Source organism: Achromobacter sp. (assembly GCF_050285565.1).
GTDB lineage: Bacteria > Pseudomonadota > Gammaproteobacteria > Burkholderiales > Burkholderiaceae_B > Achromobacter.
This window is the reverse complement of the sequence record NZ_JBLZXG010000015.1, coordinates 1-24,150: the sequence shown is the minus strand read 5'-3', so window position 1 is coordinate 24,150 and position 24,150 is coordinate 1. Positions and strand designations below refer to the sequence as shown.

The 24,150-nt window shown below is 67.8% G+C and carries 25 protein-coding genes and 1 pseudogene; 23 read left to right on the top strand and 3 right to left on the bottom strand.

What is annotated here, in order from left to right; all coding sequences use genetic code 11:
* Positions 1-36: 36 nt before the first annotated feature.
* Genes ACN6O8_RS25175 through ACN6O8_RS25160 form a run of 4 tightly spaced genes read left to right on the top strand, consistent with a single transcriptional unit; the run spans position 37 to position 3,405 of the window.
* Entirely contained in the window at positions 37-741 is a 705-nt protein-coding gene (locus ACN6O8_RS25175; RefSeq protein ID WP_427993695.1) for a pirin family protein, read from the top strand.
* A 24-nt stretch (positions 742-765) separates the two neighbouring features.
* Entirely contained in the window at positions 766-1,026 is a 261-nt protein-coding gene (locus ACN6O8_RS25170; RefSeq protein WP_427993694.1) for a XapX domain-containing protein, read from the top strand.
* A gap of 13 nt (positions 1,027-1,039) precedes the next feature.
* Positions 1,040-2,935 (top strand): amidohydrolase, encoded by a 1,896-nt coding sequence (locus ACN6O8_RS25165; protein ID WP_427993693.1) that lies wholly within the window; start codon positions 1,040-1,042, stop codon positions 2,933-2,935.
* A gap of 11 nt (positions 2,936-2,946) precedes the next feature.
* A complete protein-coding gene (locus tag ACN6O8_RS25160; protein ID WP_427993692.1) occupies positions 2,947-3,405 on the top strand; it encodes a DoxX family protein in 459 nt (152 codons plus the stop codon).
* A gap of 77 nt (positions 3,406-3,482) precedes the next feature.
* Here ACN6O8_RS25160 and ACN6O8_RS25155 read toward each other — a convergent pair whose 3' ends face one another.
* On the bottom strand, positions 3,483-4,415 hold the full coding sequence (locus ACN6O8_RS25155; protein ID WP_006389526.1) for a LysR substrate-binding domain-containing protein: 933 nt from the start codon (positions 4,413-4,415) through the stop codon (positions 3,483-3,485).
* 171 nt (positions 4,416-4,586) lie between these two features.
* On the opposite strand from ACN6O8_RS25155, the gene ACN6O8_RS25150 reads away from it, so the two are divergent.
* From ACN6O8_RS25150 to ACN6O8_RS25125, 6 genes are all read left to right on the top strand, one after another.
* On the top strand, positions 4,587-5,495 hold the full coding sequence (locus tag ACN6O8_RS25150; protein WP_427993691.1) for an amino acid ABC transporter substrate-binding protein: 909 nt from the start codon (positions 4,587-4,589) through the stop codon (positions 5,493-5,495).
* Between the two features lie 102 nt (positions 5,496-5,597).
* Positions 5,598-6,350, top strand: coding sequence for an amino acid ABC transporter permease (locus tag ACN6O8_RS25145; RefSeq protein WP_026382417.1), 753 nt, complete (start codon positions 5,598-5,600; stop codon positions 6,348-6,350).
* A gap of 8 nt (positions 6,351-6,358) precedes the next feature.
* A complete protein-coding gene (locus ACN6O8_RS25140) occupies positions 6,359-7,048 on the top strand; it encodes an amino acid ABC transporter permease (RefSeq protein ID WP_427993690.1) in 690 nt (229 codons plus the stop codon).
* 52 nt (positions 7,049-7,100) lie between these two features.
* Positions 7,101-7,835, top strand: a complete 735-nt coding sequence (locus ACN6O8_RS25135) for an amino acid ABC transporter ATP-binding protein (protein ID WP_427993738.1) — start codon at positions 7,101-7,103, stop codon at positions 7,833-7,835.
* Between the two features lie 5 nt (positions 7,836-7,840).
* Positions 7,841-8,899, top strand: a complete 1,059-nt coding sequence (locus ACN6O8_RS25130; RefSeq protein ID WP_427993689.1) for a threonine aldolase family protein — start codon at positions 7,841-7,843, stop codon at positions 8,897-8,899.
* A 40-nt stretch (positions 8,900-8,939) separates the two neighbouring features.
* Positions 8,940-9,845: an EamA family transporter gene (locus tag ACN6O8_RS25125; protein ID WP_427993688.1), complete on the top strand. Its 906-nt coding sequence runs from the start codon at positions 8,940-8,942 to the stop codon at positions 9,843-9,845.
* Between the two features lie 110 nt (positions 9,846-9,955).
* On the opposite strand, the gene ACN6O8_RS25120 is transcribed toward ACN6O8_RS25125, so the two are convergent.
* Positions 9,956-10,240, bottom strand: coding sequence for an acylphosphatase (locus tag ACN6O8_RS25120; RefSeq protein ID WP_427993687.1), 285 nt, complete (start codon positions 10,238-10,240; stop codon positions 9,956-9,958).
* Positions 10,241-10,401: 161 nt separating this feature from the next.
* Between ACN6O8_RS25120 and ACN6O8_RS25115 the strand changes: the two genes are divergently transcribed.
* Both ACN6O8_RS25115 and ACN6O8_RS25110 read left to right on the top strand, forming a co-directional pair.
* Positions 10,402-11,298 carry a phytanoyl-CoA dioxygenase family protein gene (locus tag ACN6O8_RS25115; protein ID WP_427993686.1) on the top strand — a complete coding sequence of 299 codons (897 nt, stop codon included), beginning with the start codon at positions 10,402-10,404 and terminating at the stop codon, positions 11,296-11,298.
* Between the two features lie 209 nt (positions 11,299-11,507).
* Positions 11,508-12,671: an alpha-hydroxy acid oxidase gene (locus ACN6O8_RS25110; protein ID WP_427993685.1), complete on the top strand. Its 1,164-nt coding sequence runs from the start codon at positions 11,508-11,510 to the stop codon at positions 12,669-12,671.
* Between the two features lie 453 nt (positions 12,672-13,124).
* On the opposite strand, the gene ACN6O8_RS25105 is transcribed toward ACN6O8_RS25110, so the two are convergent.
* The gene (locus ACN6O8_RS25105; RefSeq protein WP_427993684.1) at positions 13,125-13,967 is read right to left on the bottom strand and encodes an IclR family transcriptional regulator; all 843 of its coding nucleotides are present in this window, start codon (positions 13,965-13,967) and stop codon (positions 13,125-13,127) included.
* A 199-nt stretch (positions 13,968-14,166) separates the two neighbouring features.
* On the opposite strand from ACN6O8_RS25105, the gene ACN6O8_RS25100 reads away from it, so the two are divergent.
* The 11 genes and pseudogenes from ACN6O8_RS25100 to ACN6O8_RS25050 form a co-directional block, all read left to right on the top strand.
* Positions 14,167-15,234, top strand: a complete 1,068-nt coding sequence (locus ACN6O8_RS25100; RefSeq protein ID WP_427993683.1) for an ABC transporter ATP-binding protein — start codon at positions 14,167-14,169, stop codon at positions 15,232-15,234.
* Between the two features lies 1 nt (position 15,235).
* Complete coding sequence (locus ACN6O8_RS25095; RefSeq protein WP_427993682.1) at positions 15,236-16,123, top strand: ABC transporter permease; 888 nt, start codon at positions 15,236-15,238, stop codon at positions 16,121-16,123.
* 15 nt (positions 16,124-16,138) lie between these two features.
* Positions 16,139-16,933: an ABC transporter permease gene (locus tag ACN6O8_RS25090; RefSeq protein WP_427993681.1), complete on the top strand. Its 795-nt coding sequence runs from the start codon at positions 16,139-16,141 to the stop codon at positions 16,931-16,933.
* A gap of 37 nt (positions 16,934-16,970) precedes the next feature.
* Positions 16,971-17,300: a (2Fe-2S)-binding protein gene (locus tag ACN6O8_RS25085; RefSeq protein ID WP_427993680.1), complete on the top strand. Its 330-nt coding sequence runs from the start codon at positions 16,971-16,973 to the stop codon at positions 17,298-17,300.
* On the top strand, positions 17,297-18,676 hold the full coding sequence (locus ACN6O8_RS25080) for an FAD-dependent oxidoreductase (protein WP_427993679.1): 1,380 nt from the start codon (positions 17,297-17,299) through the stop codon (positions 18,674-18,676). The genes ACN6O8_RS25085 and ACN6O8_RS25080 overlap by 4 nt, the downstream gene beginning before the upstream one ends.
* Positions 18,673-19,845 carry an NAD(P)/FAD-dependent oxidoreductase gene (locus tag ACN6O8_RS25075; protein WP_427993678.1) on the top strand — a complete coding sequence of 391 codons (1,173 nt, stop codon included), beginning with the start codon at positions 18,673-18,675 and terminating at the stop codon, positions 19,843-19,845. The genes ACN6O8_RS25080 and ACN6O8_RS25075 overlap by 4 nt, the downstream gene beginning before the upstream one ends.
* Positions 19,842-20,909, top strand: a complete 1,068-nt coding sequence (locus tag ACN6O8_RS25070) for an ABC transporter substrate-binding protein (protein WP_427993677.1) — start codon at positions 19,842-19,844, stop codon at positions 20,907-20,909. Before ACN6O8_RS25075 ends, ACN6O8_RS25070 begins: the two co-directional genes overlap by 4 nt.
* Positions 20,910-20,998: 89 nt before the next feature.
* Entirely contained in the window at positions 20,999-21,937 is a 939-nt protein-coding gene (locus ACN6O8_RS25065) for a 2-hydroxyacid dehydrogenase (protein ID WP_427993676.1), read from the top strand.
* 378 nt (positions 21,938-22,315) lie between these two features.
* The gene (locus tag ACN6O8_RS25060) at positions 22,316-23,149 is read left to right on the top strand and encodes an AraC family transcriptional regulator (protein ID WP_427993675.1); all 834 of its coding nucleotides are present in this window, start codon (positions 22,316-22,318) and stop codon (positions 23,147-23,149) included.
* Between the two features lie 108 nt (positions 23,150-23,257).
* A complete protein-coding gene (locus ACN6O8_RS25055) occupies positions 23,258-23,644 on the top strand; it encodes a RidA family protein (RefSeq protein ID WP_427993674.1) in 387 nt (128 codons plus the stop codon).
* A 223-nt stretch (positions 23,645-23,867) separates the two neighbouring features.
* A pseudogene (locus ACN6O8_RS25050) lies at positions 23,868-24,150 on the top strand (hypothetical protein); the annotation flags it as partial.

Below are 24,150 nucleotides of genomic sequence, written 5' to 3'. Positions count from 1 at the left end.
GCCGTCGCATCCGCTAACCCGACCAGGAGTCTCATCATGATCGAGCGCCGACCCCTCACTACCCTGGGCCACGCCCGCCGCGGCTGGCTCGACGTCAAGCACCATTTCTCGTTCGCCAGCTACCAGGATCCCCAGCGCATGCGTTGGGGCGCGCTGCGCGCCTGGAACGACGAGACCCTCGCGCCGGGCGCGGGCTTTCCGCCGTTGCTGCATACCGACGTGGAAATCGTCACCTGCGTGCGCGAAGGCGCCCTGACGCACGAAGACGACCTGGGCAACCGCGGGCGCACAAGCGCCGGCGAGGTGCAGGTCATGAGCGCGGGCAGCGGCGTGACGCATGCGGAGATCAACATGGAAGGCGGGCCTGCCCGGGTGTTCCAGATCTGGCTGGAGCCGGAGCGTCGCGGCGTGCCGCCCAGTTGGGGCCGCAAGTCGTTTGCGCGCGAGGCCCGCCATGGCCGCTTCGTCACGCTCGCCAGCGGCATCGAGGGCGATGACGACGCCCTGCCGATCCGCAGCGACGCGCGTGTGCTGGCGGTGGCGCTCAAGGCGGGCGAAGCCGCCACCTACCGCTTCGCGCGCGGCCGGCGGCGGGGCTACCTGGTGTCGTCCAAGGGACGCTTGACCGTCAACGATGTCGAGATCGGCAGCGGCGACGGCGCCGCGATCCTGGACGAGACCGCCGTGCGCATCACCGCGCTGGACGATGCCGAGGTGCTGTTGGCCGATACCCATGCATGACCCATTCCCTCTATAAGGACGCACATGAAGATCTATCTACTTTCCCTGGGCGCCGGCCTGCTGGTCGGCGTGGTGTACAGCCTGCTGCAGGTGCGCTCGCCCGCGCCGCCGCTGGTGGCGCTGATCGGCCTGCTCGGCATCCTGGTCGGCGAGCAGATCGTGCCGGTGGGCAAGCAATTGCTCAACGGCAGCGCTTTCGCCGCCGCCTGCGACAAGGAGAAGGCGGTGAGCCATGTGTTCGGGCAATTGCCCGGCCGCCAGGCGCAAGACAAAGACCAAAGCTGATGGAGAACCCACCATGTCAAACGCTTCAGACACCACGCCCGATATCATCTTCCACAACGGCCGCATCACGACCCTGGACCGCGCCAAGCCGCAGGCCAGCGCGGTGGCGATCAAGGACGGCCGCTTCGTCGCGGTCGGCACCGACGCCGAGGTCATGGCGCTGGCCGGGCCCGCCACCCGGCGCGTCGACCTCAAGCAGCGTGGCGTCCTGCCCGGCCTGTTCGACAACCATACCCACGTGGTGCGCGGCGGCCTGAACTACAACATGGAGTTGCGCTGGGACGGCGTGCGCTCGCTGGCCGACGCCATGGCCATGTTGAAGCGCCAGGTTGCCATCACGCCGGCGCCGCAATGGGTGCGGGTGGTGGGCGGTTTCACCGAGCACCAGTTCGCCGAGAAGCGCCTGCCGACGATTGAAGAAATCAACGCCGTCGCGCCCGACACGCCGGTGTTCCTGCTGCACCTGTATGACCGCGCCCTGCTCAACGGCGCCGCGCTGCGCGCGGTGGGCTACACCAAGACCACCCCTAACCCGCCCGGCGGCGAGATCATCCGCGACGCGCAGGGCAACCCCACCGGGCTGCTGCTGGCCAAGCCGAACGCCACCATCCTGTACGCCACGCTGGCCAAGGGGCCCAAGCTGCCGTTCGACTATCAAGTCAATTCCACGCGCCACTTCATGCGCGAGCTGAACCGGCTGGGCGTGACCGGCGTGATCGACGCGGGCGGCGGCTTCCAGAACTATCCCGATGACTACGCCGTGATCCAGAAGCTGGCCGACGAAGGCCAGATGACGGTGCGGCTGGCCTACAACCTGTTCACGCAGAAGCCCAAGCAGGAGAAGGAAGACTTCCTCAAGTGGACCTCGAGCGTGAAGTACAAGCAGGGCACCGATTACTTCCGCCACAACGGCGCCGGCGAGATGCTGGTGTTCTCGGCCGCCGACTTCGAGGACTTCCGCGTCGAACGGCCGGACATGCCGCCGGAAATGGAAGGCGAGCTGGAGGAAGTGGTGCGGGTGCTGGCGCAGAACCAGTGGCCGTGGCGCTTGCACGCCACCTATGACGAGACCATCTCGCGCGCCCTGGACGTGTTCGAGAAGGTGCACCAGGACACGCCGCTGACCGGCCTGAACTGGTTCTTCGACCACGCCGAGACCATTTCCGACAAGTCGATCGACCGCGTCGCCGCGCTGGGCGGCGGCATCGCCGTGCAGCACCGCATGGCCTACCAGGGCGAATACTTCATCGAGCGCTACGGCGCTGCCGCGGCCGAGGCCACGCCGCCGATCGCCAGGATGCTGGATCGTGGCGTGAAGGTGTCCGCCGGCACCGACGCCACCCGGGTCGCGTCCTACAACCCGTGGGTGTCGCTGTCGTGGATGGTGACCGGCAAGACGGTGGGCGGCACCCGCCTCTATCCGGCGCGCAACTGCCTGGATCGCGAAACCGCGCTGCGCATGTGGACCGAGAACGTGGCCTGGTTCGCCAACGAGGAAGGCAAGCGCGGCCGCATCCAGCCGGGCCAACTGGCCGACTTCATCGTGCCGAGCAAGGACTACTTCCGCTGCGCCGAGGACGAGATCTCGTTTTTGACGTCCGAGCTGACCGTGGTCGGCGGCCGCGTGGTCTACGGCGCGGGCGAATTCGGCCCGCTGGACGACCACCCGCTGCCGCCCGCCATGCCGGACTGGTCGCCGACGCGCCTGTTCGGCGGCTATGCCGCCTGGGGCGACCCCGACGGCGCCGGCCGCAATTCGCTGGGCTACCGCAACATGGCGGCCTGCGGCTGCGCCAGCAGTTGCGGACTGCACGGGCATGACCATGCCAAGGCCTGGGCTTCGAGCGCGCCCAGTTCCGACCTGCAGGGCTTCTTCGGCGCCCTGGGTTGTTCCTGCTGGGCGGTTTGAGGAGGCCGGTCATGAGCGCGAGCTTTCATTGGGAACAACGGCTGGCCGGCCTGGCCCGGCCGCTGTTCGGTTCTGCCGCCGCGCGGTTCCTGGCCTACCTGGGCCTGTGCGCCGCGTATCTGCAGGGCGGGCTGGTCAAGCTGACCGACTTTCCCGGCGCGCTGGCCGAGATGGCGCATTTCGGCCTGGCGCCGGGGCCGCTGTTCGCGGTGCTGGTGATCGCGCTGGAATTGGTGGCATCCGCCATGATTCTGGTGGGACGGCTGCGTTGGTTGGGGGCGCTGGCGTTGGCGGGCTTCACGCTGCTGGCCACGGGCATTGCGCTGCGCTACTGGGAGATGGCGCCAGGGCAGGAACGCTTCATGGCCGCCAATGCGTTCTATGAGCACCTGGGGCTGGCGGGCGGGTTGCTGCTGGTGGCGTGGCTGGATCTGCGCGCATCCGGCTCCGGGGCGCCGGCCACGGCCTGAGATGCCTGCTCGCCCGAACGCGACAAGGCCCCGTCAAGGGGGGCCTTGTCGCGTGGGCCGGCGGGCGGTCGTTGTTCTCACCGCCCGGGCCGCGCCTTCAAATCCGCCATTTCTTCCTGCATCAATTGATGCGCGTAGCGCGAGAACACGCTGACCAGGCGAGTGCGGGTGTGATACGGCGGGTACAGCAGCGCCACCGTCACCGGCACCGCCGGGCTGAAGGGGCGCACCTCGACGCCGTTGGCCTCGTATTCCTCGCGCGCGGCCAGCGGGTTGATCAGCGCCACGCCCAGGCCGGCGCCCACCAGCGCACAGACCGACGAGCCCAGGCCGGCCTCGGCCACCGTCTGGCGCTCGACCTTGGCGGCCTTGAAGACCGCGTCGATCTTTTCCCGCAGCGGGGTGGCGCTGGGGAAGGCGATGAAGGGTTCGCCGGCGAAATCGGCGGGCTTGAGTTTTTTCAGCTTGGTCAGCCGGTGGCCCTTGGGCAGCACCGCCACGCAGTTCATGGTCAGCACCGGCTCGACCTGGATGCCGGGGCTGTCGCCCGACAGCATGGCCAGGCCGGTGTCGCAGAAGCCCGAGCTGATCCAGTTGTGCACGGCGCTGGCGTTGCCGGAATGGATCGAGACCATGACGTCCGGGTATTCGGTCTTGAAGGCGGCGACGATGCGCGCCAGCAGGCCGCCGGCCAGGCGCGGCATGGCGGCCACGCTCAGGCGGCTGGCGCTGAACGAGCGGATGCTGGCCGCCGCCGATTCCAGGCCCGCCAGGCCGATGAAGGTCTTTTCCACCTCTTGAAAGAAGCGCGAACCGTCCTGGGTCGGGGTCAGGCGGCTGCCATTGCGGTCGAACAGGGGAAACTGGGTGATTGCTTCCAATTGCGCGATTAAGCGGCTAACGTGCGGCTGCGAGGTATGCACTCTGCGCGCCGCGGCGGTCATGGATCCGGTCATCATGACGGCTCGGAAAGCCTCGATGTGTCGCAAGCCCATTCGTGTAATGGCCATATCAAATCCGTATAGAGGAATACCCGATTGGAACTGGATAAAACCATAACGCTAGTTGATACTTTTTGCCAGCCGCGGGGCTCATCGCGGGACGCGGCGGTTCGCATGCAATCCGGCACCGCTGTTCGTGAACATAAACACGCGCCGCACGACCGGCGCCAAGGGAATACGATGAAAGCATTTGCCGCGATTTCGGTGGCCGCCGCCCTGTTCGGCAGCGCCGCCGCCCACGCCGAAGGCCCCAGCCGCCTGGACAAGATCCGCGACACCGGCGTGATCACCATCGGCCACCCCGAGACCTCGGTGCCGTTCGCCTATCTGGACGGCAATCAGAAGCCGATCGGCTACACCGTCGAGATTTGCCAGGAAATCGCCCAGCACATCAAGACCGCGCTCAAGCTGCCCAAGCTGGACGTCCGTTACAACCCGACCACTTCGGCCACCCGCATTCCGCTGCTGGCCAACGGCACCATCGACCTGGAGTGCGGCAACACCACCAACAACCTGGAACGCCACAAGCTGGTGTCGTTCGCGCCCACCACGTTCGTGGCGCAGGTGGTGCTGGTGGCGCGCAAGGATGGCGGCGTCGATCCCAACAACCTGGCGTCGTTCCGTGGCAAGACCATCGCCGCGCAAGCCGGGGGCCAGACCTTCAAGCTGATTTCGCGCCTGAACGCCGAGGGCAACCTGGGCATCAGCATGGCGCCCACCAAGGATACGGCGGAAACGCTGCTGATGGTGGAATCGGGCCGCGCCGCCGGCTCGGCCAATGACGACGGCATCGCCTATGGCGTGGTGGCCTCGTCCAAGAACCCGGATGCGTTCGTGATCGGCACCAAGGGCCTGGAACTGGCGCCCTACGGCATCATGCAGCCCAAGGACGACCCGGCCTTCAAAAAGGTGGTGGACGAGGCCGTGATCGACATGATGAAGAGCGGCCGCGTCGCCGCGATCTACGACAAGTACTTCAATTCGCCGATCCCGCCCAAGCAGATCAACCTGAAGTACCCGATGAGCGACGCGCTCAAGCGCGCGCTGGCGCATCCGACCGACTCCGGCGACCCCAAGGCCTACGAGTAAGCCTGCCTGCCGCGGCGGCCCGTCATGGGCGCCGCGGCGCCGCGCGACCCGGGGCGCCGTCCGCCGGCGCCCTCTTCTTTCGTTCTCCTCAGGTCCTGAAGCATGAACTACAACTGGAGCTGGAGCATCTTCCTGGAGATGTCGCCCGACGGCGTGCATACCTTCCTGGAGACGATCCTGATCGGCGTGGGCTGGACCCTGGCGCTGGCCCTGACGGCGTGGGTGTTCTCGCTGCTGCTGGGGTCGTGCCTGGGCGTGATGCGCACCGCTTCGTCGCGCCTGGCCAATGCCGTCGGCGCGACCTATGTCGAGATTTTCCGCAATGTGCCGCTGCTGGTGCAGATGTTCCTGTGGTATTTCGTGTTGCCCGAGCTGCTGCCGCACGCCTGGGGGCTGGCGATGAAGCAGATGCCGCAGCCCTGGGGGCAGTTCCTGCCGGCGGTGCTGTGCCTGGGCTTCTACGGCTCGGCGCGCGTGGCCGAGCAGTTGCGCGCCGGCATCCAGTCGTTGCCGCGCGGGCAGTTTCAGGCCGGTACCGCGCTTGGCCTGACCGAGACGCAGGTGTACCGCTACATCATCCTGCCCGAGGCCTATCGCATCGTGCTGCCGCCCCTGACCTCGGAGTTCATGGGCACGATCAAGTATTCGTCGGTGGCGCTGACCATCGGCCTGCTGGAGCTGACCGGCCAGACCCGCTCGATGGCGGAGTTCAGTTTCCATATCTTCGAGGCCTTCACGGCCGCGACCGTGATCTACCTGATCCTGAATGGCATCGTGGTGCTGGGCATGCGCCTGCTTGAGCGCCATGTGGCGGTCCCCGGCCTGATCGGCGCGGCGGCCAAGAACGGACGCTAGGCATCGGCATGGGCAATTTCGATTTCGACGTCATCGGCAGCGCGCTGCCGTACCTGTTCCAGACCGGCATGACGTTCACGCTGACCCTGACGCTGCTGGCGGCGGTGATGGGGCTGGCGCTGGGCACGCTGCTGGCCATGATGCGGCTGTCGCGCTTCAGGATCCTGTCGGTGCCGGCGGGCATCTATGTGAACGTGATGCGGTCGGTGCCGCTGCTGCTGGTGATCTTCTGGTTCTACTTCCTGGTGCCCTACATCGCCGCCTGGATCGTGGGCTCGCCCACGCCGCTGCGGGTCGGCGCGTTCAATTCGGCGGTGGTCACCTTCACGCTGTTCGAGGCGGCCTACTTCTGCGAGATCATGCGCGCCGGCATCCAGTCGATCGCGCGCGGCCAGGTCTCGGCCAGCATGGCGCTGGGCCTGACCCACTGGCAGGGCATGCGCTACGTGATCCTGCCGCAGGCCATTCGCAACATGGTGCCGGCGTTGCTGACGCGGGTCATCATCCTGTTCCAGGACACCTCGCTGGTGTATGTGCTGTCGCTGACCGACTTCCTGGGCGCGGCGGCCAAGATTGGCCAGCGCGACGGCCGGCTGGTGGAACTCTATCTCTTCGTGGCGGTGGTGTATTTCGTGATCTGCTTCACGGCATCCCGTCTGGTCAAGCGGCTGGAAAAGCGCGTCCGGGTGCTGCGCTAGGCGCGCCGGGTTATCCACAGGTTCAACGATGCAACTTTCTTCGAAACCCCCGATGATCGAGATCAAGCAGGTCAGCAAGTGGTATGGCGATTTCCAGGTGCTGGATGATTGCTCCACCACGGTTGGCCGCGGCGAAGTGGTGGTGGTGTGCGGCCCGTCCGGGTCGGGCAAATCGACCCTGATCAAGACCGTCAACGCGCTCGAACCCTTCCAGAAAGGCGAGATCGTGGTCAACGGCATCCATGTCGGCGATCCGCGCACCAACCTGCCCAAGCTGCGCTCGGTGGCGGGCATGGTGTTCCAGCACTTCGAGCTGTTCCCGCACCTGTCGGTGACCGAGAACCTGTGCCTGGGCCAGGTCAAGGTGCTCAAGCGCGGCAAGGACGAGGCCCGCGCCCGCGCGCTGGCGCTGCTGGAGCGGGTGGGCCTGTCGGCGCACAGGGACAAGCATCCGGGCGAGCTGTCCGGCGGCCAGCAGCAGCGCGTGGCGATCGCCCGCGCCCTGTCGATGGATCCGGTGGTGATGCTGTTCGACGAGCCGACCTCGGCGCTGGATCCGGAGATGGTCAACGAGGTGCTGGACGTGATGACCGACCTGGCCGGCGAAGGCATGACGATGATGGTGGTGACCCATGAAATGGGGTTCGCCCGCCGCGTCGCCGACCGCGTCATCTTCATGGACGGCGGCAAGATCGTCGAGGACTGCCCGAAGGCGGCCTTTTTCGACGATGTCGAGGCGCGCGCGCCGCGCACGCGCCAGTTTCTTTCCAAAATTCTGCAGCACTGATCGTTATGACCCAGCGGATTTCCGTCGACTCCTCCAGCGCACTCGTCGACCTGCGCAGCGATACGGTGACCCACCCCACCGCCGCCATGTACGAGCGCATGCGCACCGCCCCGATCGGCGATGACGGGCTCGACGGCGACCCCAGCGTGCGCGCGCTGGAAGCGCACGTGGCCGCGCGCCTGGGCAAGGAAGCCGGGCTGTTCGTGCCCAGTTGCACCATGGCCAACCTGCTGGCGGTGCTGGCGCAGTCGCAGCGCAACGAGCAGGTGGTGCTGGAGTCGGCCGCGCACATGTATACGTCCGAGCGCGGCGCCGCCACTTTCACCGGCCTGTTCTACCAGGGCGTGCCGGGCACCGATGGCGCCATGGACCTGGATCGTCTGGAAGACGCGTTGCAGTCCGGCGGCCACAAGCTCAAGACCGCGCTGGTGGCGATGGAGACGTCGCACAACAACGCTGGCGGCACGGTGCTGCCGCTGGATCACATGCAGGCGGTTTATGGCATGGCGCAGGCCTGTGGCGTGCCGGTGCACCTGGATGGCGCGCGCCTGTTCAATGCCGCCGTGGCGCTGGGCGTGGCGCCGGCCGCGATCACGCGCCATGCCGATACGGTGTCGCTGTGCCTGTCCAAGGGCCTGAGCGCGCCGGTGGGCGCGGTGTTGACCGGCGCGCGGCCGGTGATGGCACGCGCCCGCATGCTGCGCCGCATGCTTGGCGGCACCCAGCGCCAGGCCGGCATCATGGCCGCCGCCGGGCTCGAAGGCGTGCAGACCATGGGCGACCGGCTGGTGGAGGATCATGCGCGCGCGCGCCGCCTGAGCGAGGGCCTGAACCGGCTGGCCCCGGCGCTGTCGGCGACGGTGCCGCAGACCAACATCGTGCAGGTCGAGACCGCCGACACCGGCATGACCAATGCGCACTGGGTCACCGCGCTGGAAGGCGCGGGTCTCTTGACGCGGCCGTGGGGCCGCACGCGGCTGCGCTGCGTGACCCATCGCCATATCGATGACGCCGACATCGACCGCGCCATCGACGCCTTCAAAAAGGTGCTGGCAAGCCGCTGAACCAGTGCTTTCCGGGGGCGGGCGATGCAATAATGGCCGGATGTCCGCTACCCACCTATCCAAGAAAGATTATCTCTGCGCACTGTCGGTGGTGGTGATCTGGGGCCTGAACTTCGTCGTCATGAAAGTCGGCCTCAACGGCCTCTCGCCCATGATGCTGGGGGCGCTGCGCTTCGCCCTGGCGGCCTTTCCCCTGGTGTTGTTCGTGCGGCCGCCGCGCCTGCCGTGGCGATGGATCGCGGCCTACGGACTGGTACAGGGCCTGGGCCAGTTCGGCCTGCTCTTTACGGCCCTCAAGTTCGGCATGCCGGCGGGCATGGCTTCGCTGGTGATCCAGACCCAGGCGTTCTTCACCTTGCTGCTGGCCGCGCCGGTGCTGCGCGAGCGGGCCCGGCCGCATCATTGGGTCGGGCTGGGCGTGGCGGCGCTGGGGCTGGTGGTGATCGCCGCGGGCCGCGGCGACGGGCCGGGGCAGATGACCATGGCGGGCTTCGTGCTGACGCTGGGCGCCGCGTCCATGTGGGCCGTGTCCAACATCATCGTGCGGCTGGCCAGCCGCAAGGCGCCCGGTTACGACCCCTTCGCGTTCATCGCCTGGAGCAGCGCCGCGCCGGTGTTGCCGTTCCTGGCGCTGGCGGCATGGGCCGACGGCTGGGACGCGGTGATGGCGATGCTCCTGGGCATCGGCTGGGGTGAGGCGCTGTCGGTGCTGTACCTGGCGGTGCTGGCCACGCTGCTGGCCTACACGCTTTGGACCCGGCTGCTGACGCGCCATCCGGCGGCCAGGATCGCGCCGTTCTCGCTGCTGGTGCCGGTGGTGGGGCTGTGGGCCGCGTCCGCGGCCTTCGACGAACGCCTGCAGCCTTTGCAGTGGGTGGGCGCGGGCTGCGTGCTGGCGGGGCTGGTCGTCAACCAGGTGGGCGGGCGTTGGCAGCGCAAACACTGAGCCGGCCGCCGCAACGCGCGATCGGGGATTGCCGGCCGCGCGGTCTCATCCCTTTGCGCGCGCGTCTCCCACCCCCTTTGGGATGAGCGCGGCCAGCGCCGGCGCGCGGCCTACAGCTGTTCGAAGTGAGCATAGCGTTTGTCGGTGTACTCCCGGCGCGTGACCATTTCGGTGACCTCGGCCCCCGGCGGGCCGCGCCGCAGCCATTCCAACATGTGATCGACCTGGTCGGGCGTGCCCTGCACCATGGCTTCGACCGTTCCGTCCAGCATGTTCTGCACCCAGCCGCGCGCGCCCAGCAGGTGCGCGCGCCGCACCGCCGCATGGCGGTAGCCCACGCCCTGCACGCTGCCGCTGACGGTGACGTGGACGGTTTCGATATGGGTGTCTTGCATGGGATCTCCTTCGGATGATGCGCCGCGTCGCGCCGGTGCATTAGGCGGTTCCGGCTACAGCGGATGGTCGATAGGCCCTCCGGGCATCGAAGCGATACGTTAGAGCACATGTCAAAACGTGCCAACGGGAACACCCGCAAGCAAAGCTTGGAGAAGCCATTATGGAAGAGACCAGTTTGTTGTCGGAAGCAGAAACAGCACGCTATCGGGACCAGGGCTACCTGGCCCTGCCGGACATGTGCCCGCAGGACGAGGTGGGCTACATCCGGCGCACGCTGCTGGAATTGTTCGCGAACAAGACCGGCTACAACGAGGGGGCGCAATACGACTTCATCAGCCGCGACGACCCATCCAAGCCAGCCAAGTTTCCGAGTCTGCACGATCCGCGCCATTATGCCCCGGGCTTGTTGAAGACCACCTATCACGAACGCACGCGGGAGCTGGCGCGCCAGTTGCTGGGCGAGGATGCCGCGCTGTATGGCGAGCACGCGCTGCTCAAGCCGGCGTTGGTCGGGCCGGAGACGCCATGGCACCAGGATGAAGCGTTCCGTTCGCCCGATTTCGTCTACAACGAACTGAGCATCTGGCTGGCGCTGCAACCGGCCACGCTGGAGAACGGTTGTATGCAGTTCATCCCCGGGTCGAACAAGAGCGAGGTGCTGGAGCATCGCTCGCCGGGTGGGGACAAGACGCTGCATCCGCTCGAATGTTGCGCCGATTTCCCGCGCCATCTGGCGGTGGCCGAACCATTGCGGCCCGGCGGCTGCACCGTGCACGATGCGCGCACGCTGCATTTCACGGGCGCCAACACGTCGCCGCAGCCGCGCTTGGCGTACATCCTGATTTACAACACGCCGCCGGTCTACAAGCCCGGCCGGCGCCAATTCCCGTGGCTGGAAGGCCGCTGGACCGACAGCCAGACACGCAAGAAGGAATGGCATCGCCGTGGCGGCCTGGCGGTCGATGTGATGCGGCGCCTGCCGGCGGCGCGCCTGACCAGCCCGCGCTGGGTGGCGTGGGCCACGATCCGCGCGGTGAGCAAGGTCTGGCCGCGCTAGCGGCGCCACAGCGGCCGTGACATGCGGCCGCGATGAATGGGGGACGCGAGGCCGGCGGCAGGCGCTTGCCGGCCCCGGCGCGTATACTGGGCAGCGCCGCAGGGTCTGGCCGCCATGCGCTCCCCCGGGTGTCCTGGCGACGCAGGCGGGTTGGCGTGGAGGTGAAGGCCGCTGCGGGATCGCGACTCTCCTTCCCCAGAAGAATAACCATGACCGCTGACCTTTCCACGATCACCTGCATCGAAGATCTGCGCGCGATCGCGCGCAAGCGCGTGCCGCGCATGTTCTACGACTACGCCGACTCGGGCGCCTGGACCGAAAGCACCTACCGCGCCAACGAAAGCGACTTCCAGAAGATCAAACTGCGCCAGCGCGTGGCGGTGAACATGGAGGGCCGCTCGTTGCGCACGACGCTGGTGGGCCACGATGTGGTGATGCCGCTGGCGATTTCGCCGACGGGCCTGACCGGCATGCAGCACGCCGATGGCGAGATCCTGGCGGCCAAGGCGGCGGCGGAGTTCGGGGTGCCGTTCACGCTGTCGACGATGAGCATCTGCTCGCTGGAAGACGTGGCCGCGGCCACGGGCAAGCCGTTCTGGTTCCAGCTTTACGTGATGCGCGACCGTGAGTTCGTCGGCAACCTGATCGACCGCGCCAAGGCGGCGGGTTGCTCGGCGCTGGTGCTGACGCTGGATCTGCAGATCCTGGGCCAGCGCCACAAGGACATCAAGAACGGCCTGTCGACGCCGCCCAAGCCGACCATTCGCAATCTCATCAATCTGGCGACCAAGCCGCGCTGGTGCCTGGGCATGCTGGGCACCAAGCGCCGCACGTTCGGCAACATCGTCGGCCATGCGAAGGGCGTGAGCGATCTGTCGTCGCTGTCGGCGTGGACGGCCGAGCAGTTCGATCCGCGCCTGAGCTGGGACGATGTGGCGTGGATCAAGCAGCGTTGGGGCGGCAAGCTGATCATCAAGGGCATCCTGGATGTCGAGGATGCGCAATTGGCGGCCAACAGCGGGGCCGATGCGCTGATCGTCAGCAACCATGGCGGGCGGCAACTGGATGGCGCGATGTCCTCGATCGCGGCATTGCCTGGCATTGCCGACGCGGTGGGCTCGAAGATCGAAGTATGGATGGACGGCGGCGTGCGGTCGGGGCAGGATATCCTCAAGGCGGTGGCGCTGGGCGCGCGGGGGGCGATGATCGGGCGGGCGTTCCTGTACGGGTTGGGGGCTTACGGGCAGGCGGGCGTGACTCGCGTGTTGGAGATCCTTTACAAGGAAATGGATACGACGATGGCGCTTTGCGGGCGGCGCAATATCGAGGTTGGGGATCGGAGTATTTTGTTGCCGGGGACTTATCCCGTCTGAGGTTCTTTGGATCGGCTGAAAGCCGGTGGGTCGCTGGGTGCGGCTCGCCGGCTTTTTTGCTTTCTTGCTTGCGGATTTCGCGCTTCGTAGGTCGGCCGGCGCGGCGAGGGGCGGGCGGGGCGCGCCTACGATTGCGGTCCGGAGCCTCCGCTCCGGACTGCCCCATCGTCATCCTCGTCCGCCTTCGGCTCCCTACGGATTCCCTCGGGCGCATCTACACGGCGCGCCCCACCCGCCCCTCGCCGCGCCGGCCTGCGTGTGTCGAGAGTTGTGGCGCTGCTGGAGCGGAGGGGGCATGGGAGGGCTTGCGTTGCCCGTCGTGACCCGCTGCGCGGGCAGCCGGTCACGACATACGCGGTGTCTTGTGGTGGCGCGATGTGCGCTGCGCGGCGTTGACGCGGAGCTGGGTTGGGCCGGCCTTGGGTGGCAGAGAGGGTGTTTTGGGCGGCTGTCTCACTCCCGGTTGCCGGTGCCCAGAAATTGGCTGGGGCGCCTCAACGCCGGGTCGAAGGGGTTGAGTTGGGCGCTGATGCCGGCGGCTTCGCGGCGCAGGATTTCCACGATCAGGGGCAGGCGTTCGTCGCTGATGCGTTCGACGGGGGCGGCGATGCTGAGGGCGGCGACGGTGACGCCGTTGGGGTCGCGGACGGGGACGGCCAGGCCGGCGATGTTGGGGAAGATGCCCTGGCCCTTGCTGCGGGCGTATTGGAGTTCCTGGCATTCCTTGATGCCGGCGCGCATGGTGATTTCGTCGACGAAACCGAGGTGGTGCAGGCGCGGGATGTTGAAGCGCAGGACTTCTTCGCGTTCGGCTTCGGGCAGGTTGGCCAGCAGCAGCAGGCCGCCCTGGCCCAGGCCGAGCGGAACGCGGCCGCCGATGTCGCCGGTGTGCGAGCGCACCGGGAAGGCGCCGTCGATGCGGTCCAGGCAGACGGCGTCGAAGCCGCTGCGCACCAGCAGGAAGATGGTGTCGTTGAGCATGCCGCTCAGGCGCAGCATGGCGGGGCGGTAGATGGCGCGCAGCGTGGACTGGTGGTTGCCGGCATTGGCGGCCAGAGAGAAGAAGGCGACGCTGAGCTGGTAGCCCTTGCTCTGCGCGGGCTGTTCGACCATGCCCTCCTGCACCAGGCCCTGCAATACGCGGTGGACGGTGGCCTGGGCCTGGCCGGTGCGTGCGGCGATGTCGGTCAGGCGCAGCTTTTCGCCCTTGGCGTCGGACAGGGCGCGCAGCACGGCGAAGGCGCGTTGCAGGACGCCCTGGGCGCCGGCGTCGTCGGTGGCTTCTGATTTCTTCATTGTTCAATTCCGATAACCAAAATATACAACTGCATTTTTATCAAGAAATTCAGCTATACGGAAATAAGGAGATAAAAATTCGAATATTCGGAAAACCCTAATTGACCGGCCTTTTTGACGACTCCTAGACTGCCCTGCATCGATTGCAATGCGGGGTCTGCCTCGCGCACCGCTCCTCATCGGGCACGGGGTTTGGAATATGTCATTTCTGCGGCTGGACAACGTCTCCAAGAATTACGGCGACCTGCGGGTCGTCTCGGACCTGAGCCTGGCGGTCGAGAAAGGGGAATTCGTGTCGTTGCTGGGGCCCTCGGGCTGCGGCAAGACCACCACGCTGCAGATGATCGCGGGCTTTGCCGACGTGACGCGCGGCAGCATCACGCTCGATGGCCGCGACATCACCCATGCCAAGCCGAACACGCGCGGGCTGGGCATCGTGTTCCAGAGCTATGCGCTGTTTCCGCACCTGACGGTGGCGGACAACGTGGCGTTCGGGCTGAAGATGCGCAAGGTCGAACGCAGCGAGCGCCAGGCGCGGGTGCGCGAGGCGCTGGCGCTGGTCAAGCTGGACAAGCACGCCGACCGCTTTCCGCGTGAACTGTCGGGCGGACAGCGGCAGCGGGTGGCGCTGGCGCGCGCGCTGGTGATCCGGCCGCCGGTGCTGCTGCTGGACGAGCCGTTGTCGAACCTGGACGCCAAGCTGCGCGAGGACATGCAGTTCGAGCTGCGCAGCATCCAGAAGCAGATCGGCACCACCACCGTGATGGTGACGCACGACCAGGCCGAGGCGCTGTCGATCAGCGACCGCGTGGTGGTGATGCAGGACGGCCGCGCCACGCAGGTGGATGCGCCCTATCGCATGTACGAGCATCCGCAGAGCGAGTTCATTTCGCGCTTCGTCGGCAAGACCAACCTGCTGCCGGGCCGCGTGACGCGCTGCGGCGCGCAGGCGGAAGTGGAAACCGGCGCGCTGCGCGTGCTGGTCGACGGCACGGGCCTGCGCCACGGCGACAGCGTGCAGCTGTCGCTGCGTCCGGAGAAGCTGGTGCCGGTGCCCGCTGGCCAGGGCAAGCTGTCCTGTGTGGTCAGCACGCGCTACTTCCTGGGCAGTCAGTGGATGTACGGGCTGGATTCGCCGGTGGGGGCGCTGACGGTGCTCACGCCCAACGATGGCCGCCGGCCGCACGACGATGGCGACCGGATCGGGCTGGACTGGGCCGAAGGCGTGCTGCGCGTGCTGCCGGTGGCAGCCGCCCAAGAGGCCTGACATGGCGACGCTGACCCGACCCGGCGCCGCCAGCGCGCCCAAGCCGCGCACCGACGGCCTGCTGGCCATCCTGGGTTCGATCCCGCTGGCGATCGTGTTCCTGACGCTGGTGCTGACGCCGCTGGCGTTGACGCTGGTGCTGTCGTTCCGGCCGTTCGACTACAGCGCCGGCATCCTGCCGGGGCACACGTTCGAGCACTACCTGGCAGTGGTGACTGACGGCTATTTCCTGGAAATCTTCTGGCGCACGTTCTGGATCGCGGGCGTGACCACGCTGATCTGCGTGCTGATCGGCGCGCCCGAGGCCTACATCCTGTCGCGCATGGGCAAGCCGTGGCGCTCGATCTTCCTGCTGGTGGTGCTGTCACCGCTCTTGATCTCGCTGGTGGTGCGCGCCTTCGGCTGGAGCATGCTGCTGGGGCCGGGCGGCGCCATCGGCCGCGCGGCCGCGGCGCTGGGCCTGGGGCCGCTGCTGTACACGCCCACGGCCGTCATCATCGGCCTGGTGCACGTGATGCTGCCGTTCATGGTGATTCCTGTGTGGACTTCGCTGCAGAAGCTGGATCCGACCGTCGAGCACGCGGCGCTGTCGCTCAATGCCTCGCGTTTCCAGACGCTGCTGCGCATCGTGCTGCCGCAGGCCATGCCGGGCATCCTGTCGGGCAGCCTGATCGTGTTCGGGCTGTCGGCCAGTTCGTTCGCGATTCCCGCGTTGCTGGGCGGACGCCGCCTGAAGATGGTGGCCACGGTGGTCTACGACGAATTCCTGACCGAATTGAACTGGCCGCTGGGCGCGGCCATCGCCATCGTGCTGCTGGTGGTCAACGTCATCATCATGCTGGCGTACAACCGCGTGGTGGAACGTTCCTACCGGCGCAGCCTGGGTTGAGCGAGGACAGCGATCATGCAGAAAAACGGCCCCTTCGCCCTGTTCTTCAACGCCCTGGTGGTGCTGTTCGTGCTGGCGCCGCTGGCGATCGTATGCCTGGTGGCGTTCACCCCCGAATCGACGCTGACGGTGCCGACCACGCGGTTCTCGCTGCGTTGGTTTCATGCGGTGTTCGAGCATCCCAATTTCATGCAGGCGTTCCAGAACAGCCTGTGGCTGGCGTTCCTGTCGGCCAGCATCGCGGTGTGCCTGGCGGTGCCGGCGGCCATTGCCATCACGCGCTACCGTTTTCCGGGGCGCGATGCGCTCAACGGCCTGTTCCTGTCGCCGCTGATGATCCCGCATCTGGTGCTGGGCGTGGCATTGCTGCGCTTCTTCGCGCTGCTGGGCACCACCGGCAGCTTCGGTTGGCTGGTGTTCAGCCACGTGGTGGTGATCACGCCCTACGTGATGCGGCTGGTGATCGGCGCGCTGGTGGGCTTTGACCGCTCGGTCGAGCATGCGGCGCTGTCGCTGGGCGCGAGCCGCGCCACGGTGTTCTTCCAGGTGACGCTGCCGCTCATCATTCCGGGCGTGTCGGGCGGCTGGCTACTGGCCTTCATCAACAGTTTCGACGAACTGACCATGTCGGTGTTCATCACCGCGCCCTCGACCCTCACGCTGCCAGTGCGCATGTACATGTACGCCACCGAGTCGATCGACCCGATGATGGCCGCGGTGTCGGCGCTGGTGATCGGCCTGACCGCGGTGACCATGCTGCTGCTGGACCGGGTCTACGGCCTGGACCGCGTGCTGGTGGGACAGAAATGACGATCAAGCCGGGTACGCAACGGGAGACCCCGCCATCATGGCAATACTGAAACGCCTGGCCGAGACGGCCCGGCCCACTGTCGCCTTCACGCTGGACGGCAAGCCTTGCACCGCGCTGGCCGGTGACACCGTGCTGACCGCGGTACTGACGCAGGCCGAGCGCCTGCGCGTCTCGGAATTCGGCGGCGGCCCGCGCGCCGGCTTCTGCATGATGGGCGCCTGCCAGGACTGCTGGATGCAGCGCGAGGACGGCACGCGGCTGCGCGCCTGTTCCACCTACGTCGAAGCCGGCATGCGCCTGCGCAGCACGCCGCTGCGCGCCGATCGCGTGCCGGGCACGCTGGCGGCGGAGGGCGACGCATCATGATCCTGCCCGTGATCGTGGGGGCCGGTCCGGCCGGCATCCGCGCCGCGCAGACGCTGGCGGCGCACGGCCTGCGGCCGGTGGTGCTGGACGAGGCGCCGCGCGCCGGCGGCCAGATCTATCGCCAGCCGCCGCCGGGCTTCGCGCGGCCCAAGGCGGCGTTGTACGGCTTCGAGCACCGCAAGGCCGACGCGCTGCACCGCAAGATGGACGAGTTGGCGCCGCAATTGGACTACCGCCCCGGCAGCCTGGTGTGGAACGCCGAGGGCAAGACGCTGGACGTGCTGCGCGACGGCAAGAGCGCGCCCCTGCCCTACACCCACCTGATCCTGGCCACCGGCGCCACCGACCGCGTGCTGCCGTTCCCGGGCTGGCTGACGCCGGGCGTGTACACGCTGGGCGGCTCGCAGGTGGCGTTGAAGCACCAGGGATGCGCGATTGGCGAGCGGGTCGTGTTCCTGGGCACCGGCCCGCTGCTCTACCTGGTTGCGTACCAATACGCCAAGGCCGGCGCCCGCGTCGCGGCGGTGCTGGATACCGCGCGCTTCGCCGACCGGCTGGCGGCGTTGCCCGGCATGCTGCGCGCGTCGGGCCTGCTGGCCAAGGGGCTGTACTACATGGCCTGGCTGCGCGCGCATGGCGTGCCCCTGGCCAGCGGCGTGCGGCCGGTGCGGGTCGAGGGCGAGGCGCGTGTCAGCGGGCTGGTCTACCGCCGGGGATCACGCCAGCGGCGGGTGGATTGCGACGCGCTGGGCTACGGCCTGTCGCTGCGTTCCGAAACGCAGCTGGCGAGCCTGGTGGGCTGCCAGTTCGCCTTCAACGTCCGCGATCGTGGCTGGACCCCACGCCTGGATGCGGCCGGACGCAGCAGCGTGGCCGGCGTGTACGTGGCCGGCGACGGCGCGGGTATCGGCGGCGCGGACGCGGCCGAGCTGGCCGGCGAGCGCGCCGCGCTGGCCTTGCTGGAGGATGCGGGGCACACCGTGTCCGTTGCGCGGGCGCGCGAACTCGAATCGCGCCTGGCCGTCAACGGCCGCGTGCGCGACGCGTTGGAGCGGGCCTTTCCGTTTCCCGAGGATTGGGCCGCCGACATTGCCGACGACACCGTGGTGTGCCGCTGCGAAGAGGTCACCGCCGGCACGATGCGCGCGGCGGTCCACGGCACCGGCGCGCACGAACTGAACCGCCTGAAGGCGTTGACCCGCGTCGGCATGGGCCGCTGCCAGGGCCGCATGTGCGGCGCCGGTGCGGCCGAAGTGTTGGCGCATGCCTGCGGCACCGGGCCGGATGGCGTTGGCCGCCTGCGCGGCCAGCCGCCGGTCAAGCCGATTCCCGTGGATATCGTCTGTCTCGACCGCTCGGAGAAGCCCGCGCCATGACCGAACGCATCGAGACCGAAGTCGCCATCCTCGGCGGCGGCATCGTCGGCGGCAGCGCCGCGTTGTTCCTGCGCCGCCTGGGCGTGCCGGTGGTGCTGCTGGAGGCCGCGCTGTGCGGCGCCCGCGCCAGCGGCGTCAACTACGGCGGCGTGCGCCGCCAGGGGCGCGGCCTGGAGCAGATGCCGCTGGCGCGCCGTGCGCACGAACTGTGGGGCCAACTGCCGCAGCTGATCGGCATCGACGGCGAATACGTGCGCTCGGGCCACCTGAAGCTGGCGTGTTCCGAGGACGACCTGCAGGCCCTGCACGCCTATCGCGCGCAGACCCGGGGTTACGGCATGAACCTGGAGATGCTGGACCGGGCAGCGCTGGCGCGCCGTTTCGGCTGGCTGGGCGCGCACGTGGTGGGCGGCTCGTTCTGTCCCGAGGACGGTCACGCCAATCCGCGCCTGGTATCCCCCGCCTTCGGCCGTGCCGCCCGCGCGCTGGGCGCCGACGTGCGCGAAGGCACCGCCGTCACCGAGGCCCGCCACGACGGCGAGCGCTTCGTGCTGCGCGCCGGCGACACGCTCGAAGTGCGTTCGCGTTTTCTGCTCAATTGCGCCGGGGCCTGGGCCGGCCGCTTTGCCGCAGGCTTTGGCGAGGTCGTGCCCGAGACTTCCATCCATCCGCTGATGATGGTGACCGAGCCGTTGCCGCTGTTCATGGACGTCAGCCTGGGTATGCAGGGCGGCGGCATCTACGCGCGCCAGGTGGCGCGCGGCAACTGCGTCATCGGCGGCGGCCGCGCCGTGCCGTCCGGGCCCGACTACGCCCGTCCTGGCCGCGACGCGCTGGGCGCCCTGATGGCCAACGCCGCGCGCCTGCTGCCGCCTTTGCGCGGCGCGCGGGTGATCCGCTTCTGGACCGGGGTCGAAGGCAACATGCCCGACCACAACCCGGTGCTGGGCCCGAGCGCCACCGTGCCGGGCCTGTTGCATGCCTTCGGCCTGTCGGGCGCGGGTTTTCAGATCGGCCCCGCCGTGGGCGAAGTGCTTTCCGAACTGGTCGTGCGCGGCCGGTCTTCCATTCCCATCGACGCCTTCGGCATCGGACGATACACGGGGGCCGCTCACGGCGCCGTGCCTCGGTTGGGGCCTGTTCGTGAGCAAACGCAGGAGTCTCCATGAAGCACAACAAGCAGGGCGTTCGCCGCCCGTCCAAGGGGAAGTGGCTGCTGGGCCTGGCGCTGGCCGCGCTGTCGGCGGGCGCCATGGCGCAGCAGAAGACGTTGTACGTCGGCATGAACGGCGGCGACATGGAACGCGCCTTCACGCAGTACGTGTTCCCGGATTTCGAGAAGGCCAACAACGTCAAGGTCGTGGTGGTGCCCGGCACCTCCACCGACGTGCTGGCCAAGGCCCAGGCCTTCAAGGACAAGCCGCAGATGCACGTCATGTTCCTGGATGACGGCATCATGGCGCGCGCCATTTCCATGGGCCTGTGCGCGCCGCTCGACGACGCGCCTGTGCTCAAGGATCTGTATCCCACCGCTGTCATGAAAGACCGCATGGCCGCCGGCATCGACATCGGCATGACCGGCCTGGGCTACAACACCCGCCTGTTCAAGGAGAATGGCTGGGCCGCGCCGACCTCGTGGATGGACCTGGCCGATCCCAAGTTCAAGGGCAAGGTGGTGTTCCAGTCGGCCTCGGGCAGCACCTTCGGCCTGCACGGCTTCCTGATGTTCAACCGCATCCAGGGCGGCACCGACCAGAACACCGAGCCCGGCTTCAAGCAGTGGCCGTCCACCATCGGCCCCAATGTGCTGGAATACATCCCCAACTCGGCCAAGCTGGCCGAGATGATCCAGTCCAACGAAGCCGCCATCTTCCCGCTGACCCCGACCGCCATCGCGCGCCTGAAGAAGCGCGACATTCCGGTGGAATACGCGCAGCCCAAGGAAGGCTCGGTGATCCTGATGGTGGCCGAGTGCGTCATCGCCAAGAACAGCGAGCCGGAACTGGCGCAGAAGCTGGCGCTGTACCTGCTGTCGCCGCAGGCGCAGGCCAAGGCACTGGAAATGGGCGGCCATTTCCCGTCCAATAAGAACGTTCAACCGCCGGCCGGCACCGAAGAGGCGCTCAAGCGCTTCCAGGGCTACATGGACAACGCCAAGATCCTGGACTGGGACCAGATCAACGCCAGCCGTCCGGCCTTCAACGCGCGCTGGAACCGCACGGTCGAACGCTGACGGCGGGCGCGCCGCGCTGTCCGTGCATCGCGGGCGGCGTGGCGCCGATCCCATCAGGGCGCGCGCGCCCGCAACGGAGCACGGCAGGCATGCGACTCATCATCAGATCCGGCGGAGCAGCGGCCATGCCGGAATGGCACGCGCATTTCAGGGCACACGCGCCCGGGCTGGAAATCGTCGGCTGGTACGAAGACGTCGACCCCGCCTCGATCGACTACGCCCTGGTCTGGGCCCCCGAACCTGGCCGCCTGGCCACCTTTCCCAACCTCAAGCTCATCATCAGCGCCGGCGCCGGGGTCGACCACATCGTCGCCGACCCTGCCTGGCCGCGCCAGGTGCCCATCGCCCGCATGGTCACGCCGCGCACCGAAACTGAAATGGCCGAATTCGTCCTGACCAGCGCGCTGATGCTGACCCGCGACCTCAAGCGCGCCATCGACCAGCAGGCCCGCCGCCATTGGGAACTGTACGAGTCCCTGCGCGTGGCCGCCGACGTGCGCGTCGGCATCATGGGCCTGGGCCACCTCGGCATCGCCGCCGCTCGCCTGCTGGCCAAGGTCGGCTTTCCCGTCAGCGGCTGGTCGCGCGGCGCCAGCACCCTGCCCGACGGCCTGCCTTCCTATGCCGGCCCCGACCAGTTCTCCGAATTCCTGTCCCGCACCGACCTGCTGGTCTGCCTGCTCCCCGCCACCGAAGCCACCCGCGGCATCCTCAACCGCGACACCTTCGCCTGCCTTCCCCGTGGCGCCAGCCTCATCAACGCCGGCCGCGGCAGCCACATGGTCACCCAGGACCTCCTCGATGCCCTGGACAGCGGCCACCTGCACCAGGCCCTGCTGGACGTCTTCGACCCCGAACCCCTGCCCCCCGAGTCCCCCCTCTGGACTCACCCCGGCGTCATCATCACCCCCCACTGCGCCGCCATTCCCGACCGCCAGGAACGCGCCCGCCACACCGCCTGGCTCATCACCGCCAACGAACGCGGCGAGGCGCTGCCCAACATCTACGACCCCGCCCGCGGCTATTAAAAAGCCAACCAAGCAGTTATCCACAGCCGTTGCTTCGCATCGCCAAATCCACGAGCTGTGGAAAACTCGCTTTCCTCCCCCCAGCGCCCGTGAAGTGAAATCAACAAGAGCCAGGAGCGCCGTGCCGAGGGGTGGGCGGGGCGTGTAGACGCGCCCGACGGAATCCGAAGGAGCCGCAGGCGACGAGGATGAGGATGGGGCAGTCCGGAGCGAACGCTCCGGACCGCAGTCGTAGCCCCGCCCACCCCTCGGCACGGCGCTCCTGGCGTCTAAAGAACGCCGCCTTCCACCAGCAAAAAAACTCCGTCCGCCCCACAAAAAAACCGCAAAATCTGCAAACCAAGGCCGCCTACATTTGCTCCCCAAGGAGCCACGCACTTGAAACCCCAAACCCGCACCACCTACGCCCACCGCCTGGACCCCGTCCTGCGCTGGCTGGCAAGCCACCCCGACGCCGACCCCGACCTGTACCGGTTGGCCGACCTGGCTTGCCTTTCGCCCTATCACTTTCACCGCGTCTACCGCGCCGTGATGGGCGAAACCGTGAACGCCACCGTGCAGCGCATCCGCATGCACCGCGCGGCCGTTTCATTGGGCAGTACCGGGGATTCCTTGCGTGACGTTGCGCAGCGCGCCGGCTATGAGTCGGACGCCGCCTTCAACCGCGCGTTCGGCGCCACCTTCGGCATCCCGCCGGGGCGCTACCGCGCGACCCGCTCCCGACCTTTCGATCCCAAGGAGCCAGGCATGTACCCCATCACCATCGAAACCTTCCCCGGCGCCGTGCTGGCCGCCCTGTCGCACCAAGGCAGCTATCAGGAAATCGGCCCGGTCTTCACCCGCGCCTTCATGCTCGCCGCCAGCCGCGGGCTGGCGCGGCCCGAGGCCATCGGCTTTGGCGTCTACTTCGACGATCCCGAGCAGGTGCCACCCGCGAAGCTGCGCTCGATGGCCGGCATGTCCGTCGCGCCAGACGCCGAGCTGGGCGACGAACTGGAACGCTTCGAGATTCCCGCCATCCGCTGCGCCATCCTGACCTACACCGGCCCCTATAACGAGATGGACAAACCCTACAACTGGATGTTCTCGGAATGGCTGCCGGGCAGCGGCATGGTGCCGGCGGACTTCCCCATGTTCGAGCAGTACCTGAACGACCCGCGCACCACGCCGCCGGCGCAACTGCAGACGCGCATCTGCATGCCGGTAAAGTAAACGGGCGACGCCGCCAGGTATTGCTGCAGCCACGCGCGCGCCGTTCGCCATCGATCGTTTCGCCGGCGCCACGGGCGCGCCGGCATCCACCTCCAAGGAGCAGTACCCATGACTGATATCGTGCGCAAGGATTCCAACGAGCGCCTGAGCCGCATCGTGATGCACGGCGACACCGTGTACGTGGCGGGCGTGACCTCGTCGGCCGAAGGCGGCATCACCGCGCAGACGCGCGACGTGCTGGCCAAGATCGACGGCTATCTGGCGCGGGCCGATTCTGACAAGACCCGACTGCTGTCGGTGCAGATCTGGCTCAAGGACATCGACCGCGATTTCGCCGGCATGAACGCGGTGTGGGCCGAGTGGGCCCCGGCCAACGCGCTGCCGACCCGCGCCACGTGCGAGGCCAAGCTGGCCTCGCCCGAACTGCTGGTGGAGATCATCGTCACGGCCGCGAAACGGCCGGGATACGTTGGCGGGCCGGCGTCGGAAGCCTGATTGCGGCGCGCGGAATCCGGCGTCGCGATACCGGATCCTTGCGGTGGCGCCTCGTCGCTGCGCGGACAGCGGCGGGTGATGGCGGCTCGCCTCGGACACGCCTTATTTCGTTATCCCTCGATGCATTTTCCAGGTTTTACGCTTCCTCGCTGTTGATAATCGGCGCGTTGACAAGGAAGTGTTTTGGATCGGCCGGCAAGTTCGGCCGCCGGGGATTCGTAGCGTGCCAGCCGGTCAGGTTTTCACCCGCAATATCGAGGCATCTTGCCGCGAACGTCATGGTTCGCGGCAAGGACGGTGGCGTTGCAAGCTGGCCGCCGCGCGCGCCGCCGCCTGCCTGACGCTATGTCTTGGGTTCGCCGCCGCCCTGACCTTCCCGCCTCGCCTGGCCGCGCAATCCTTGCCCGCGGAGGCCGCCACTCGCGCCAGCGACATCCAGCGCCGCCAGGAGCAGGAACTGGACGCCCAGCGCGCCCGCGCCGCCGAGCGGCCGGACGTGCTGTCGC